The 17,268-nt window shown below is 67.0% G+C and carries 6 protein-coding genes; 1 reads left to right on the forward strand and 5 read right to left on the reverse strand.

Annotated elements, in window-relative coordinates; translation table 11 throughout:
- Positions 1-345: 345 nt before the first annotated feature.
- The 4 genes from BM362_RS02525 to BM362_RS46760 form a co-directional block, all read right to left on the reverse strand.
- Entirely contained in the window at positions 346-741 is a 396-nt protein-coding gene (locus BM362_RS02525; protein WP_342029777.1) for a CPCC family cysteine-rich protein, read from the reverse strand.
- Positions 738-7,490, reverse strand: a complete 6,753-nt coding sequence (locus tag BM362_RS02530; protein ID WP_143132366.1) for an RHS repeat-associated core domain-containing protein — start codon at positions 7,488-7,490, stop codon at positions 738-740. The genes BM362_RS02525 and BM362_RS02530 overlap by 4 nt, the downstream gene beginning before the upstream one ends.
- 105 nt (positions 7,491-7,595) lie before the next feature.
- Positions 7,596-11,801, reverse strand: a complete 4,206-nt coding sequence (locus tag BM362_RS02535) for a LamG-like jellyroll fold domain-containing protein (RefSeq protein ID WP_093572091.1) — start codon at positions 11,799-11,801, stop codon at positions 7,596-7,598.
- A gap of 1,092 nt (positions 11,802-12,893) precedes the next feature.
- Entirely contained in the window at positions 12,894-13,385 is a 492-nt protein-coding gene (locus tag BM362_RS46760; protein WP_143132367.1) for a hypothetical protein, read from the reverse strand.
- A 102-nt stretch (positions 13,386-13,487) separates the two neighbouring features.
- On the opposite strand from BM362_RS46760, the gene BM362_RS02540 reads away from it, so the two are divergent.
- Positions 13,488-14,021 (forward strand): DUF4232 domain-containing protein, encoded by a 534-nt coding sequence (locus BM362_RS02540; protein WP_093572092.1) that lies wholly within the window; start codon positions 13,488-13,490, stop codon positions 14,019-14,021.
- Positions 14,022-14,083: 62 nt separating this feature from the next.
- Here the strand turns inward: BM362_RS02540 and BM362_RS02545 are convergent, their stop codons facing one another.
- Positions 14,084-17,176, reverse strand: a complete 3,093-nt coding sequence (locus tag BM362_RS02545; protein ID WP_093572093.1) for an AfsR/SARP family transcriptional regulator — start codon at positions 17,174-17,176, stop codon at positions 14,084-14,086.
- Positions 17,177-17,268: the final 92 nt, after the last annotated feature.

Genomic DNA, 17,268 nt, shown 5'->3' on the forward strand with positions numbered 1-17,268 from the left:
CGAGTGAAGTCTCGGGGACGACACTATGACTCGACGATCATCGGCTCCGCTGCGGCGATCGCCGAAACCGAACCGATTATGGGCGGCCTGTCCGCCGACGGGCTCAAGCGCCCGTACCGCAACATTGCAGGCACCGCGGTCCTGATGCATCCCACACGCGCCAGTAGTTGTGCGGAGCCAACCGGGGCAGCAAATCGATTCCCGGCTAGCAATGACTGAGCCAGCGCAGTCTGCTAGTTTCGCAGATCGCACCCAGATTTGACTAAATTTTCTTACTGCAAAGGAACGTGAGGCACTGCACTAATAATTAAAGATCAACGCACAGTATTCTCGTTTAAGCATTTTTCACTTTACGCGATCAGTCCGCCGCCAAAATGTATCCCTCCACCAATAAAGAACACTTCGATCACTAGGCCAACCAATTAACCGATCGTCCTCGTCTTCGAAAGAATCAATTCTCAGATCAATGGGACGCCAGCCCTTGTCGAGCAATTCCCCATCATTCGGTTTACGCACTCTATCCTTCCATCGAGATTCACTTGCCCCCACTTGCCGATAGTTGCGTTGAGCCTCGATGAGCGAGACCCCGTTCGCCCCACTGCACGAAATTGGCCATCGAAGCTGCACCAAGTCATCCTCCCAGTAGCAAATCGGACAGATTTCCGATGACCCCGGTGAACATTCGTAAACTCTGCGTCCGCAGCAGGGGCAAGGGAACTTTTCACCCTGATCGTCCATCATGGCACCAACATTCCAGGCTGCCTGCCGAAGTAGGCTTGATCGGCGTGATAATACGACATGATCCCCTCATTTCCTGTCACTGCAAACTCACTAGTGTGCGGATCGAAATAATACGTTTTTGCGCCATCCTGCTTGATTTGCACTCCAGGCCGACGACCACCACACGTACAGGTTAGGTCGCGTGCCGCATAGTCATACTCCGACTTGGTGTCAATCCCCATTTCGTGACCGTGCTTGTCGAAATGCCGATCAAGATTCCCTTCACTCGTCCACCCGCCGCAGTTGTGGACCAAAACCGGCGTAGTGCCAGCAAGTACATAGTACGTGTGGGTGGTGTCGATGGTGAGGTTGTAGGTGCGGATGCTGGTGGTGTAGCGGTTAAGAGTTTGGACGGCGGCGTGGCCGTTGCCGGGCGTGTCGAGGAGGTCGCCGGGCCGGAGGTTGGTGGCGTCGGTCCAGGTGTGGGTGGTTGCGTCCCACCAGCGGTGGTGCGCGGTGCTGGTGATCTTCTTCGGTCCGCCGGGGGTGGCGACGGTGACGTCGACGAAGTCGCGGTCGGTGTCGGTGATGTGCAGAGCCGTGACGGCGTGGATCTCGGTGCTCGCGTTGTCGGGCTCGGCGTTGCGGACCTTGTCGCCGACCTTGACCTGCTCGATCGGCTTCATCGTCCCGTCGGCCATGAGCACCGAAGTGGACCCGGCGAAACTGTTGCAACCCGCCGCGAGATCTTCGGCGACGGCACGGCTTTCCGCGCCGACCTCGCCTTCGATGAGGTGAGCACCGCCGGAGACGGCGAGTTCGGTGCCTCTGGCCGCGGCGCCGCCGGGGACGAACCACGCCCCGACCTCGAGTACGCCCTTGATGCATCCGACGACTGCGGGATCGCGGAAGCAGCCGTCCACCAAGTCCTTCGCCCCGGAGAACTCGTACACGGCCTCCCCGGCCTTCTTGAGGTGGCCCCCGAGCCATCCCCAAAAATCTTCTCCGTCGTCACCGTCGTCGGACCCACCGGAACCACCGCCGCCTGATGCCCCGTGCTGTTTCGGCGCGGCCTTGCGGTGCCCGCCGGAAGACGCGGGAGCGCCATGGTTGGCAGGATGCTGCTGGGCCGCCCGGCAACCGCAGGTGTTGTTGGTTGGCTTGTCGCAGCTCCAGCCGCCGTTGCGGCAGGCGTCGCCGCCGCCGATCCTTCCGTCGGGCATGCGGCACGCGCCGTCGGGGACGCCGGGGCACAGACCGGACGGGTCGGTCAGCCCGACCGGGTTGTCGTTGGCGTAGGAGTAGCCGTTCATCTGCTGCGGGTCGTCGGTCTTCAGCACCGGGTCGACCGTGGTGAACCGGCCGAGAGCCGGGTCGTACTCGCGCGCACCGAGGTGGGTCAGGCCGGTCGTGTTGCGGTATCCGCCCAGGTAGCCGTGTTTGTCCGGCCAGAGGGAGGGAGCCGGGCCGCGGGAGACTCCGTAGGGGTCCTGCCATCGTTGGGTGACGGCGAGGGTGTCAGCTTTGACGGTGGCGTAGGCGGTGTTCTGGGTGTCGGTCATCGACCACGTCAGGCCGGCGTTGGCGTCGCGTTCGGCGACGGGTGCTCCGTTGAACGTGTAGAACCGGGTGCCGACTGTCTGGGAGGTTCCGGTGCCGCGGAACAGTTCCAGGTCGTTGAGTTTCAGGGTGGTGCCGGTCGGGTCCTTGGTCAGCAGGAGGTTGCCGTCGGCGTCGTAGGTGTAGCTGGAGACCTTGCCGCTGGCGTCGGTGGCGGTGGCGATGTGGCCTTCAGCGTCGTAGGTGAAGGTCTGTCCCGCGCCCGCGGGTCCTTGGGTGAGGGTGCGGCCGGAGGGGTCGTAGGTGTAGGCGGAGTGGCTGCTGCCGTTGGGGCCGGTGGTGTCCAGTGCCTGGATCGCGTGCGGTTGCGGCTGCCCGGCGTTGGGGTAGGTCGACTTCGATGTGGTGTCCCCGGCGGCGCCGTGCTGGGTTTGGGTCAGGCGGTTGCCGGTGGTGTCGTAGGTCCAGGAGGTCCAGTACGGCGCGGCACCGCCCAGGCCCGTGGCACTGGGGGTGGTGGCGCAGTTGCCCGCGGCGGGGGTGAATGCCTGGGTCAGGCGCTGGAGGTAGTCGTAGCTGAAGCACTGGGTGTCGGACTGGGCGTCTTGGGGGGTGTCGGCGAGGGAGGTGATGTTGCCTGCCGGGTCGTAGCCGTAGAACCGGTTGGCGATCATGAAGTTCGTTTTGGTCGCGCGTTCGGCCAGGGTGGTGGCCAGCCGGTTGGTGCCGTCGGCGTAGGTGTGGGTGACCGCGATCTGGTCGGGCAGCGTCGGGTCCTGGTAGTTGGTGCGCAGAACCTGCCCGTAGGGGTTGTAGTCGGTCTCGGAGACCAGCAGGGTGCCGCCGTCTCCGGCGTCCTGGTAGGTGACGGGCTGGTCCAGCGCGTCGTAGCCGGTGATCATGGACTCGTCCGGCAAGCCGCCGACTGCGGGGCTGCCGAAGGACCGGAGGACATCGCTGAGCGGGTCGTAACGCCAGGAGAACGAGTAGTTGCCGCCGAACCCGGTTTCGCCGAGAGGGACAGTGAAGTGGGAGTAGGCGACCCGGCCCGCCTTGTCGTACTCCTCGACCGTGTTGGTGTAGGTCTTGCCGCCGGCGTAGCGGCTGGAGGCGGTGGGCTTGTCCTTCAGCACCGTGTCGTACGTCCACGCCGCCAGCTTGGTTCCGCTGGTGGAAGCCTGGTATTCGGCGGTTTTGCGGCCGAGGTTGTCGTAGGTGTAGGCCAGGGTGCGGCCGCTGGCGTCGGCGCTGGTCAGCATCCGCCCGCCGTTGTCGTAGGTGTACTGGCTGAGGCCGGTGTCCGGGTCCGTGGCGGAGGTCTTCCGGCCGAGCAGGTCGTAGCTGGTCTTCCAGGTGTTGTGCCCGGTGGAGTCCGTGGTCGAGGCGAGCAGGCCGTCGTGGGTGTAGGTGTAGCTGGTGACGTCGGCCGGGTCGCCGGGGTTGGTGTGGGCGGGGTCTTTGTATTGCGCCAGCTGGACTTTCTGGCCCAGGCCGTTGGTGACGACGCTGCTGGCCGTGCCGCCGAGAGGCGGGATGGCGGTGGTGCGGTCGCCGTCGTAGACGGTGGTGCCGCGCCATTGTTCGACGCCGTACAGCTGGTAAGCCGAGCCTGTCGCGCGTCCGGCGCTGTCGAAGGTGGACACCGTTGTGCTCGGGACGGTGTTGTCCGTGACCGTCAACAGAGTGCCGACGGGCCCGGAATCGCCGTTCCAGTACGCGTCGTGGGTTTTCCACACCTGGCCGTGCGAGCCGTAGTAGGAGTCCGTGACGACACGTCCGCCTTGCGAATACGACGTCGGTGCCTGTGTTTGCACGGTGCGGCCGAGTCCGTCGACCAGTGCGTAGCTCGTCGCGTATTTGCTGCTGGACAGCAGCGTGTTCGTGGCGACGACGCTGGGCCCGGTGTTGCTGACTGTGTAGGCGTAAGTGGTTTTGGCTGGAGCGTTGGCGCTCTTGCTGTGGCCCGGGGGCCAGACCGCAGTCAGCCGGCCGAGGGCGTCGTACGCCGCGTCGGTGCGCAGTCCGCTGTGGTCGACCGCGGCGGTGAGGGCGCCGGTGATCGGGTCGAGGTACCGGATCGAGGTGAACTTGGTGGTGTCAGTGCTGCTGACTTGCGGTGTGGTGGTCACGACCTGGGTGACGGGGCCGCCGGTGGACGGCGTGAAGGCCGTCGTGGTGGTCAGGCCCAGTGCGTCGGTCGCGGACACGGTGCGGCCGTAGTTGTCGAAGTCGGTACGGGTGGCCGGGGACAGGAAGTGTTCCGCGTTGTCGGCCGGCCAGGAGTCGACGGTGTCGGTCTGGGTGACATTGCCTGCCGTGGGCACGGCCCCGAACGGCTGGTGGTCGAAATAGGACCTGGTGTCGGAGACGATGGTGGCGCTGCTCGCGGGCGTGGCACAGGTGCCGGCGGTGGTTTGGACCTGGTTGACGTAGTTGATCAGCCACGCAGTGGTGTTCTGGCTGTAGGTGCTGCGGGTGCACGTGGCCTGGTTCGGATCGGCGATGTCGCCGTCTTTTTCGACCTGGGTGGCCAGTCCGTAGTTGCCGAAGGTGGTGCTTGTGCGGGTGGTGCGCCAGTTGTTGGCCGCGGCGATCCACGTGCGGGTGCGGGTGGTTCCGGTGCCGGTGTAGAAGGCTTGGGTACCGTCGCCGTTGGTCGCGGTCGGCGCGGAGATCCACGGGTCGTTGATCGTGGTGGCGATGACCTTGCCGTCGAGGTAGGTCTGGGATTCCCGGGTGAATCCGGGCACGGGCTTGCTGTCGGGGATGGTCTCGCCGAGGCTGTCGGTCATCGACACGCTGCGCTTGCCGCCCCCGGGCAGGGTGTCGCCGTCCATGCCGCGCAGGTACAGCGTCTGGGTGACCGCTGGAGGCCCGGACGGATCGCTTGTGGCCTGCCCGACGGTGGTCTTCACCGCGGCGTAGCCGCGCCACAGCGACCAGGTGCGGTTTTTCGGGTCGGCGAGGTAGTTCTCGTCGTAGTGCCAGGCACCGCCGCCGACGTAGTCGTAGTGCGTCAGGGTTTGCTGCGACAGCGTCGTGCGACCGTCCTCGGTGACGTCGGTGACCAAATATTTGTTGAACCAGTCCAGCACCGGCTCGGTCGCGCCGCCCGGTGTCCAGTACGTCGGGTAGCAGGCCAGTGTGTTCGTCTCCGGGTTCGCCGGCATGGTCTTGCCGGGGACGCACTGCGGATCGGCGTATTTGACCGCGGTGACGCCGCCCTCTTCGTTGGTGACGGCGTCGATCCGGTTGCGGGTCAGCGCGGTGTAGTTGTTGCTCGCGTCGACCCGGTTCGCCAGGGCCTTGGGGTGGAAGCTCACCGGCGGCAGGCTGATCGAGCCGCCTGCCTTCCCGGTCTGGGTGATCGAGTCCAGCCACATCGCCGGGCTGGAGCCGTCGCCGCTGGCGGGAAAGGACTGGGCCAGCGTCCACTGGTTCGCGGTCTTCCAGCCGGTGCCGGCGTCGGTGACCTGCGTGCTGATGGCGGTGATGCGGCGGCGGGAGAAGAACGCCGGCGACACGTTGGTGCAGTTCGCGCCTTGCGCGCACAGCTGGTCGGCGGGCACGTCCGGCCACGACGCCGCGTTGGCGGTGGTGAGCTGGGCCGGATCGCAGGTGACGGCGCCGCCGGGCAGGCAGCGTTCGGTCGTGTCGAACACGATCTGCGCGGGTGCGTGCGTGAACACACCCGCGACGCGGGTGTTGAAGCCGTACTCGATCCGCTGCAGGTAGCCGCCGCGCACGTACGGGGTGCCGGGGCTGGTGGTGTTCAGGTTCAGCCCGTAGTAGTTGGTTTCCGGCTGGTAGTAGAACGTCATCGCGTTTCCGCGCGGATCGACGACGTAGTCGAGGTTCCAGCGCCACGCCTGCTGACACCACGACGCGGCGAACGTCGCCGCGTTGCAGGGTTCGCCGGGATTGTTGCCGAAAACCGGCTCGGTCCAGGTGGACTGCGTTTCGGGATTGCCGGCCTGCCAGCCCGGCAGGTGGTTGAGGCCGAAGAAGTACTGGGTGCCGTCGACGGTGGTGATCTTCCAGTGCTCGCCGCCTTGAGCGCCGTTGCTCGCGCCGGTCACCTTCTCCACGCGCGAACCGTCGTCCGTCCGCAACCGCCAGGCACCGGTGGCAGTGTCCTTCACCAGTTCGGTGGTCCTGCCTGCCAGGGACAGCCTCGCGTTGTCGGTCGCCCAGCACAGGTCGCCGGTCTTGGTCTGCCCGTTGTTGCCGCCGAGGTCTTCGGAGCATGATTTGTAGGACCGCTCGACGTATCCGCCGCCGCTCACGCTCCAGCCGTCGCCGATTTCCGACGCCTGGTTGTTCGTCGCCGACGTCAGGCCGTCCACGGCCCCGGATGAGTACTGCAACGACACCGACGGTGCCGGACCACCCGGGCCCGCCGGGGCGGACAGCGGGTAGGAGTAGTTGAATTCGCCCGAGGGCTCCCCCGCGGTCCACGACCCGGCCGGGGACAGCTTCGTCACCTTGAAGTCGCCGTCGCCGCTGGAGGTGTCCGGGGTGGCCGCGAGCACCGTCGCCGTCGGGGCGAGGGCGACTTCGCCGGCGAGCTGCCCGGCTTTCGCGTCATTGGCTGACGCGACGGGTGTTCCGGTGCGGCACTCGGGTTTCTCGGGCGTGCTCACCACACAGGACGGGTACTGCACGAACCGCAGCCGACGTCCGAAATCAGCACCGTAGGCACCGGCGAACGACCGATAGTCCAAGACGACCTCGACCGGCCCGGACGTGTCGCCCGACACCGGGGCGACCTGCACCAACGTGCCGCGGATACCCGCCTTGTCGGCCACCGCGTGATCGACTGTGCTGACCTCGACCCGTGCCGCGTCGTGCTTCTGCGGCGAGCTGGCTGCCGTCGCGCTGTAGGCACCGGTGCGGCTGTCGCGGCCGTGCCCGCGGGTCACCGACACCTGATTCCCCACCGCCAGCTTCTTCGGCGACGCGCCGCCCTGCGCGGTGGCCGGCAGATCGACCTGTGCCTTGCCCGCGGCGGGCCAATGCACTGCCGGGACGGGCGCCGACGCGGTTTTTGACGGCGCGTTGCCGGAGAGCGCCTTGACGTCGGAGCCCTTCACCGAGCGCTCGGCTTGCAGCGCGGGCAGATCCCAGCCCAGCCCGTGCCAGCCGGTCGGCGCCGCGACCGCGTCCTGGCTCGACGCCAGCATGATCGCGGCGATCACGACAGCCGTCACGCGCGACCATCTCTTGATCCGAAAAGCCCGTCCCGAGCCGGTCATGATGCTCATCACCCTTGTCTGCACAGGTGCAACACGAAAAAGAAGAAGGCCGTTGATCGACTACAGATTGCGGCGACCGAAAGTCACCCCGGGGTCATCGGTTTTGGCATCCGCAAGAAGATCCTTCGCGGTGCGGAGGCCTTGATACACGCGCACTCCGGCCACACCGCCATACCATTCGTCGGACCGCGTCCCGTTCCACACGCCTCGTCCGATGAACAGGTCACCGGTGCTGGGCCTGCTGACGACGCCCTGGCCGCCGCTCGTGTTCAAGTAGGTGTTCTGCTTCACGCCGTTGACGTAGAACGCCATGGTTCCGGTGGAAGCGTCGTACGTAGCGGACAGGTGCACCCAGGTGTTGTCGACGGCGTCGGCGTCGCTGACCGCCCACCACGCCCCGGTTCCCGTTGCCGACGAACTGATGAGCATCGTCCATTTAGGATGCTGCACGCCGTTGGAGTCGGGCAAGCTGTGGTACCCGAGCAGTTCGGCGGAGAACTGCGCGTCGTCCATTCCCACCACCGCCCGTCCGCTCGTGTCGATCGCGCCGTGGGCGGCGACGTCACCGGCGGTCCAGGAGTGGTAAGCCCACGCCTCGACGGTGTAGGACTTCTCCGTGCGCAGGTTCGCCGGCCGGCCCGCGTCGATCTGTCCCGTACCGGAGACGTCGAACCGCGCGGCGCACGCGTTGTCGCTCGACGCGAGGCTGACGCCGCCGGAACCGGTCCCGGTCGCCCTGCTGATCGTGTCGAAGTAGTGGTGGCCGTAGAGCGACGCAACCTGGTCGTCGGTCAAGACTTGGCTCCACGCCTGGACCTGATCCACCGAGCCCTTGAAGAAATTCCCGGTGCCGAGGTTCGATCCGACCGTGAAGGCGTCCGTGGCGCTCCAGGCGGTGGGAAGGGTGTTCTGTCCTTCGAGCTTTCCGTTGACGTACAACCGGACGCGCATCGATGTCTGGTCGAAAACGCCGGTCAGCAGCGTCCAGGTGCCGACCTGTGGCGGCTGGTTCCCCAACGCCCAGCGGTAGTTGTCGACGGTGTCGTCATCAGCCGTGGTCATCCCGAAGACCCACCGGTTGACGTCGGGCGAATACCGCAGCTGAAACGCGGCCGCGTGCTTCCCGCCTTGCGTGAACAGCGTGTAGTAGCCGTTCGCGTCGTCCAGTTTCGCCCACGCGGACACGGTGAAAGACCGCGCCGTGTCCACCGCCGGAGCCACTGAGCCATAGCCAGTTGCGCCATCGAAGTGGACAGCGCCCGCGGTCTTGCCGGTCGTCCAGCCATAGCCTCCGTTGAGGGCCAGGGCGTTGCCCAACGCGCTCGAGTCGTCGGCAGTGCTGCCCGTGCCGTCATCCAGAGCCCAATTGCCTTGCAACGACGGGACAGTCGTGCCGAGGACGTCGGTACAGCCCTCCGCCAGGCCGTACTTAGCCAGCGGGATCGCGGCGTTGGCCAGGTCATGCGCGTCCTGCGCGGACAGCACCCGCTGCCACGCCTGCACGTCGTCCACCTGTCCCGCGAGGAGGTCGGCCCGTGCCCCGTTGTATTTGCCCGCGCCGATCACGAGATTTCCGGAGGAAGCCCAGCTCGTGATGACGTTGGTGGTCTGTTTGACGCCATCGACGTACAAGGACATCGTCCCGGTCGAAGCGTCGTAGGTACCGGCGACGTGAGTCCATACTCCGAGCACCGGCGGCTTCGTCGCCTTCGCCCGGACCACTCCGGCGTTGGCCTGGTCGGCGGCGAGCATGCTGAACGCCCACGCGTTGTCGTCTTTGGAGTACTGCAGGTAGAACCCGCTGCCCTGGCTTCCGTCCTGGGAGACCACGGTTTGGAAGCCGTTGGTGTTGGCCAGTTTGACCCACGCGCCCACGCTGAAGGACTTTGTCGTGTCCAGCACCGGGCCGTTCGTGTTGACGTAGCCGCTGGAACCGTCCAGGGTCAGCGCGCCCTTGGTGCCTTCGCTGTAGCCGCCGGCGTCCGGGTGGGTCCAGGCGTTGCCGTGGTCGTAACCGGCGACCCAGTCGCCACCGCCGTTCAGGCTCGCGGTGTGCACGGCCAGGCCGCTGTTGTCCGGCGTTGTGTTCGCGGTGTCGGCTAGGACCCGGCCGCCCATCTCGTCGAACGGCCAGGCTCCCACCAAGCCGACCGACGGGGTGTAGGGCAACACGTGGAAGGAACACGAAGCGGCCTCGAGGTTGCCGCTGGCCAGGCAGGTGGCATCAGGGCCCGGGGTGCCTGCCTTGTTCACCGCCTTGACCTTGATGAAGTTCTGGTTGCCGTTGACCGCCAACGCGGACAGATCAGCCGTCGCGATCGGATTGCCGTTCGCGTCCGTGCCCCGGGTGGCGGTGACGCTGGGCGAACCTTGCGGCTGCGGCTCGGAACCGTCAGTGGTGTAGATGAAACGGCCGATGTCGTAGAACCCGGGGGTGGCCATGTCCACCGAGACAGTGAAATGCACACTGTCGTTCTGGTGGTCGGGAACCGTGCCGGTCATGCGCACCGCTGGCGCCCGCGGCACCGCCGAGTCCACAGTGAACTCGCAACTGCCCACCCAGGCCGACGCCAGCTCGCCGTCGCTGACCTGCATCGACCAGTTGTAGATCCCGTCGCTCGTGATCCATCCTCCGGGCACGGCCGCGAATTGCGCGGTCGCCGCCTGGTTCGGCCCCGGCGTGCCGACTGTCACGAGATTACCGCCGTTGTCGTGGACGTTCGTGCTGTGGCCCGCGGTCCCGGCACCCACCGCGAACCCGGCATACAGCGTGCCGCCGTCGGGGTCGGACACCGACCCGGCCAGCTGCGGCGTCTTCGTAGCCACCCACGGCCGGTTCTCGCCCTGGACGCACTTCGAGGTGCCGTGCTGCATGGTCAGGTTCCACGGCGGGTTCGGGCGGGAGTTGTAGTCAACCTGGAAATACGGGTTCAGATCGAACCGTCGCCACGCCGCAGTGGTGCCCTCGTCTCGCGCCGCGAGCACGAACCACGTGCTCTGCCAGTAGTTCGCCGCCGCGTCCTGCGCTGCTCGCAGCGCGTTGAACTGGCCGACGACATTCGATGCGTCATGGCAGTTCGCGACGTTCATGTCCGACACCCAGTACGCCCAGCCCGGCTGCAGGTTCCAAGTCGTGCCCGGGTCGGCCGGGTTCGAGACCCACAGCCCGGTCGGCTGCGGACTGCAGCTGTAGCTGTGCTGGATCGTCGTGTTCAGAGTCGCGGACTTGATCACCTTGCCGCCGAGAACCGAGGTGTTCATCTGGATGTACGACCGCGACGTCCTCGCGTTGTCGTAGTCCTCGTACCCGGCCTTCAGATTCGACAGGTCCCCCGTCGACGCGTTCCAGTTGTGCGCGTCCGGATACCCCGACTGCACCACGACGTGCGACTGGATGCCACAGGAAGTGCACCAGTTGTCCGGGTCGAGGGACACCGGGTACTTCGTCTTCGGATCGGCGAGAAACGCTTCGTCCGGACTGATCGTCACCTGGTCCGGAGTGAGCGCGAAGCCCATCACCGCTTCGCGCCTGCCGCCGCCCTCGCCCAGGTGCTGCTCAGCGGCCGAGCCCGCACCGGAGGAGTCCCACATCCTTGACGCGTCGCCGGCGAACACGACGTCGCCGCTGGAGTTCTTGACCTCAAGCCCGTTGGTGGGCGCGGCCTGGGCCGGGGTACCGCGGCCGTCGCCTTTTTTCACGGAAACGGTGGCGTTGTGCGTGTAGAGGCCGAACGGCACCTCGCGCAGCTGCGGATTCTTCGCCGCCTCGGGAGTCTTGATGACGAGGTTCTCGGTGTATCCCTCCGTCGCGGCCTTCACGGTCAAGTCAACGCCGGGAAGGACCTCGGAGTAGGTAGCGGTGTCGCCGGACAGCGAAGGCACCGGGAGATCAGCAGTCCACTTCAGACCGACCGCGGTGCCCTTTTCACCGGCCTGGACGATCGGTTTCGCCGCCGAACCGCTGCCACCCGGGTTGAGGCTGACGTCCACAGTGACGGCCTTCGGGCCGATCGAACCGTCGGGTCTCCGCACCAGCGTCGTGTCGATCGGAACCCAACCGCTCCCCTGCTTGACCCGCACGGGATGCACATACTGAGTCAACGTCCACGAACCGTCCGGGTTCGCGACCGTCTTGGACGTCTCCGTGGTCTCGGAAGCGACTTCGACCTGTTTGCCAGCCGCCCGGGCATACGCCGTCGCCGTCGCCTCGTCCGGAGCGACATCCGGAACGTTCTCGGCCGGAGCGGCGAGAACCGGCTGAACCACAGCCGCGGAACTCGCTGAGACTGCGGCAGCGACAAGAACAGCGCGCCAGCGCACACCAAATGAACGCACGAGATCCCCCACGTCAAGAACAACCAGCCAACGACCTGCTGGGTCCCCGACGAACCCGAGACGACTTTGCCAAACAGCGTTAACCAAAGAAATAGGCCAAGTGGCGTATTCGACAAATCGTGACCGTGACCGCTTTAAACAGAATAAAGGAACCTATAAGGCAATTCGAATAAAACCGACATCTTCGGAGATCTCTCGCCACATGAGATCATTGTTGGAAAGTCTCCAGTGTGTACTCGAACTAGTCTGCAAGGAGTAACGCCGCGACCAACGGCCGCGACAAAGCACCGCCCGAACCGACACAGGGCTGCCAGCAGCACTTCACAACGTCCCGCAGCGCCTCCTGCATCGTGAGGCAACACGGCCGATGTACCCAGAATGTGCTCCGGAGCCGACGCAGAGCCCGACACGGCACAACACAAAGCGCCAGTCAATCACCGCAAAAATTTCCCGACACCTGCATAAACTGATACAACCAAGCACTGTTTTGGCATTTCCGAAATTCAATACCTTGGGACATTTAATCCGCATTTCTGGGTTCGAGCCCAGGCGGCCCACCACTCACCTAACGCGTTGACCAGTGCAAACACCGCCCGGAAGATCCACTTCGCGGTCGCGTGTCCAGGCCGATGCGCTCCGTTTCGCGCCGTTTGCTCCGCTGTGCCGATTTGGCCCCAGATCCAACGTGGCCACCGGGGATGCCTCGGGCCGGACAGGTGGTTGTGACGACGGGAACCAGCCGCGGATGTTCGTGAGTTGCAACCGCAGTTAGGGACGTTGAGCTCGGTCAACGTCCGAGGGAAGCGACCGCAGTTGTCGTCGATGCGACCGGTGAACCCGGCTTCGCCGGAACTGAGCGCGGACCTAGCTCGCGACCTGCCGGCACGGCAAACGATATGGGAACCACGCCGCCGGGCTGGACGTTTCCTGCTGCGGTGGTGTGTCCAACCGCAGCGCAAAGGATTCAGCCATCGCTGCCGGGCAAACGTGCTGAACCAACGACTGGCTATAGCAGGATTCGGTTCAGGTACGGGGTTTCAAGCCTATGCCCGACCGGTTCGCGCGGCACGAGCAGTGGGAAATGGAATCCTGCGATGGCGTTTCGTTTGGCTTCAGCACGTCAAATTCCCGCATTGCCGCTTCGAACAGCGACGATCGAGGAAGGCCTCGCGGCAGATCTCCGACCGTGGCTGTGGCGATTTCCTCCGGACAAGCTGCTGACCACAGCGCCGCATGCCGCTCCGGCACGAGGTGCCGTTCGGTCGCGGCGAGGACATCGTCACGGCGGGCTGCCGCGAGTTCCGGGCCAATCGCTTGCGCTGCTGTCGAAGCGGTCGACGATGTCGAGAACGGGTTGTCGCCGATGGTCGTTGTCAGCGAGCAGCCGACCTGCGGGGAGCAGTTCAGCACGGCGGGGCCCTTCGCATTTCCGCCGCCAGTGGCATGGACGTCCGGCAATCGTCGAGGTTGCGTTCGAGAGGCCCATTTCACGGAAGCGCTTGGCCAGTCGATCAAGTGGGCACTCTATCCAGTGAGCGCAACCGAGGTCGGCGTTTTGAGCCACCGATCTCGACCGGGGCGGATCGCCCGCTCCGGAACCGGTAGAAGGGGAGACCGATGACTGTCCGCACAACTGCCGCCGCTCTGCTCGTCGCCGGAGCCGCTGCCGGAACCGTCGCGCTGACCACCGGCACTGCCAGCGCCATGCCGACGGACTTCAACTGCACGTCCGGCCAGGTCACCACCAAACTCGTCTACGGCGGCGCGGGGGCAGGCGGCCGTGACGGAGCCGTCCAGTTCACCGCGAAGCCGGGCGAAACCTGCACTCTGCCCGGGTCGCTGCCGGTCGACCTGACCGGGGCGCACGACGTGCTGGTGTCCTCCGATGCCGCGCCGGACGCGCCCGCGGTGGAGGTCAGCAACGGCTCCTCGGCCTACCTGCCGCTGCACTGGACCGCGATCGGCGCGCCCGGGGAGCAGGAGACCCCGCTGGCGCTCACCGTCACCGCGCCCCAGGAGACCAGCCCGCGCGGCGACACCAGCGACCCGAAGATCGACCTGTCCTGGAACCTCGGCGGAGTCGACGCCACCTCCGGCAGCCACACCGTCCACACCGGCACCATGACGGCTGGCACCGCGCCCACCATCTGACCGGCACACTGCGGCGGCGGGACCGAATTACTCGGTCCCGCCGCTGTCGGCTGAGCACGCCGTCAGGTTCCAGGCGACCTCCGGCGCAGCCGAGCCGGATCGGTACGGGCCACTGCGGCCGGCGCGGGCAGCTGCCAGCCGATCTCGTACGCCGCCGCGAAGCGTTCCTCGCCGAGGGCCAGCCGGCCACGGCTGCTCAGCGTGCGGACTTGTAGGTCCGTCCGGTCGTGGGCACCGCGCAGCCGGGCCGCCGCGCCGAGGATTTCCGCTCCGTCCAGGTATCGGCTGTACAGCTCGGCCAGGCCGGCGACCGTCACCGCGACGGTGGCCACGATCGGCAGGTCCTTGCTGTCGACCGCGGCCGGGTACGCCCGATCCAGCGCTGCCTCGGCACCGGGGCCGTCGCCGAGTTCCAGGCAGAGTTCGGCTCGTACCGCGCTCACCAGCGCCTGTCCGTGGTCGTCGCCGAACGGGAGTTCGGCCGACAACCCGGCCTCGGCCGCCTCGATCAGCTCGCCGGCCCTGGTCAGGTCACCGGTTCGCAGGCGGAAGCTGGCCTCTCGCGCGTAGAGCAGCACCACGGTCTCGGGCATGGTCGAGCGCAACGTGCGGTCCCGGGTTACCGCGATCATCGCCGCGGCCTGGTCGGTTTCGCCCAGCCGGACGTGCAGGTCGATCAGGCGCAGGTCGATGAACGTCTCATCGCTGTGATTGAGCGATCCGAACTCCTGGGCCAGCCGTTTGGCCTCGGTCAGGTCGGCCAGCGCACCGGCCAGGTCGCCGTCGTATTGCCGCAGCAGGGCACGCATCGGCAGGGCCATCGCGAGGCCCCAGCTGTCTCCCGCCTCGGCGAAGCAGTCCAGTGCGACGGCGACGTCTTCGCCGACCTCAGCTAAATGGCCGTCGTTCTCGGCTAGTTCGGCACGGGTTATCCGGGCCAATCCGGCCAGCCATCGGTCCGGGCCGTCGGCTAGCCGCTGGATGAGCGGCGACGCGTCGATTCCGGCGCGGGCGGCCAGCCCGGCGGCGGTCAGTACGCCGAAGGGCGGCAACTCCGGGTAGTTCAGCAGGCGGGTGACCACCTCGTCGGCCGGGCCGTCAGCGTCCAGCAGCAGCGCTCCGGCGGCGACGTCGTGGTGCATGCCAGGCTGGGCAGTCACTTGGCCGAGCCAGTATGACGCGTCGGCGTGTCGGCCCAGCATGTGCCAATACCAGGTCAGATCGAGCGCGAGAGCGAGCCCGGCGTCCGAGGTATCGCAGAGGTGGCGCAGGGCGGCCAGCACGTTGTCGTACTCGGCGGTCAGCGACTGAAGCGCGTCGAGTTGCCCGGGGCCGCGCAGAAGCGGGTCGTTGACCGCGGCCAGTTCGGCGAAGTACTCGGCGCTCAGGTTGCGCACGGTGGGCAGAATGCCTTGTTCGGCAAGGCATTCGAGCCCGTACTCGCGGATGGTCTCCAACATCCGGTACCGGCCGGGGACGAGTTGGAGCAGCGAACGGTCGACGAGGTCGGCGAGCAGTTCCCGGGCTTGTTCGACCGGGAGGGCGCAGACCGCGGCGGCCGAGGCGGGGGTGACGCCGCCGGGCAGGACCGAGATCCGTTCCGCGACCGTCCGCGCGTCCTCGCTGAGCAGGTCCCAGCTCCAGGCGATCACCGCGCGCAGCGTGCGGTGCCTGGGGAAAGCCGTGCGGCTGCCGGTGGCGAGGAGCCGGAAGCGGTCAGACAGGCCGGAAGCCAGGTCTGCCAAGGAAAGCGTCCGCAGGCGGGCCGCGGCCAGTTCCAGCGCTAATGGCATGCCGTCCAGGCCGCGGACGATTCGCAGCACGTCGTCGAGATTGCGCTCGTCGACCGTGAAGCCGGGGCGCACCGCGGCCGCGCGCTCGGTGAACAACCGCACGGACGCGGTGTCACGGGCCTGCTCGACGTCCGCGTCCGGTTCGGGCAGCGGAAGCGGGCCGAGCGGGACCAGCGCCTCGCCGTCGATCGCCAGCGGTTCGCGGCTGGTGGCCAGGACCCGCAGTCCGGCGCAGCGAGGCAGCAATGCGGAAAGGAGGTGGGCCACAGCGTCGATCAGGTGCTCGCAGTTGTCCACCACCAGCAGGGTTTCCTTGCCGCTCAGCTGATCTGCCAGCACGTCCAGGTCGTCGACGGGTTTGGCCGAAGCCTCGAACAGTGCGGTGCCGCGCAGTCCGATCGCGGCCAGCGCCGCGGCGGCGACCTTGGCCGGTTCGGTGACCGACGAGAGGTCGACCAGCCAGCGGCCGTCGCGGTATTCCCGTCGGCGGGCCGCCTCCAGGGCGATCCGCGTCTTGCCGGCACCGCCGGGGCCGAGCACGGTGACCATCCGGCCGGCGCCGAGCAGGGTGTCGATCCGAGCCAGGTCGTCGGTGCGGCCGACGAAACTGGTCAGCGGCGCGGGCAAGGTGGCCGGTTCGGTCTCCTTGGCCGGTTCGGCGCGCAGCAGGTTCAGGTGGCGTTCGCGCAGCGCGGTGCCCGGGTCGGCGCCGAGGTCGTCCGCGAGCGCTTCGCGGATTTGTTCGTACTGGGCCAAAGCTTCCGCCTGACGACCCTGCGTGGCGAGGGCGTCCATAAGCACTGCGGCGGCGCGTTCGTGGACGGGGTGCTCGGCGAGCAGGGCGGTCAGGCGGGCAGTTGCCGAGTCGGGACGGCCCTGGGAAAGCTCGGCTTTGGCGAGGTCGATGACGGCTTCGATCGACAGGCGGGCCAACCGGGTCGCGGCGGCAGGATCGACCGCGGCGACGACTGGGGGTTCGACGCCGGGACGGTCGCCCCACAGCGTCACGGCGTCGTCCAGCGAAGCCGCCGTGGCGAGTTGTTCGAACCGCAGCGCGTCCACGTCGGCAGCGTCGACGGTCAGCCGGTAACCGCCTGCGACCTGCGTGACGTCGCTGGGCGAACCAAGCGCTCGGCGCAGCCGGGAGACCAGGGCTTGCAGGGCGTGCGCTGGGTCAGCGGGCAGGTCCGGGCCCCAGATCGCGTCGACCAAGACGCTCTGCTCGACCGGCCGTCCGCCGGCCAGCGCCAGCCGCGCGACCAGTCCCCGCAACCGGGCACCGGGCACCGCGAGCGCCTCAGCACCCCGCGTCACCTGGAAGGCCCCGAGCAGCGTGACTCGAAGCCGCGCGCTCCCGTCCATTCGACGATCTTCGCGCGAACACCGGTGTCAGCGCCATGCGCCCCCGCATGAGCGCCGTGTGCGGGCCGTCGCCAAGGTGGTCACAGCGAACG

It is taken from the genome of Amycolatopsis rubida (genome assembly GCF_900115345.1).
Lineage (GTDB): Bacteria > Actinomycetota > Actinomycetes > Mycobacteriales > Pseudonocardiaceae > Amycolatopsis > Amycolatopsis rubida.

Bases quoted from the DNA above. Each gene is read 5' to 3' on its own strand.
- BM362_RS02540 (WP_093572092.1), top strand. From the start codon at position 13,488: ATGACTGTCCGCACAACTGCCGCCGCTCTGCTCGTCGCCGGAGCCGCT.
- BM362_RS02545 (WP_093572093.1), bottom strand. From the start codon at position 17,176: ATGGACGGGAGCGCGCGGCTTCGAGTCACGCTGCTCGGGGCCTTCCAG.
- BM362_RS02525 (WP_342029777.1), bottom strand. From the start codon at position 741: ATGATGGACGATCAGGGTGAAAAGTTCCCTTGCCCCTGCTGCGGACGC.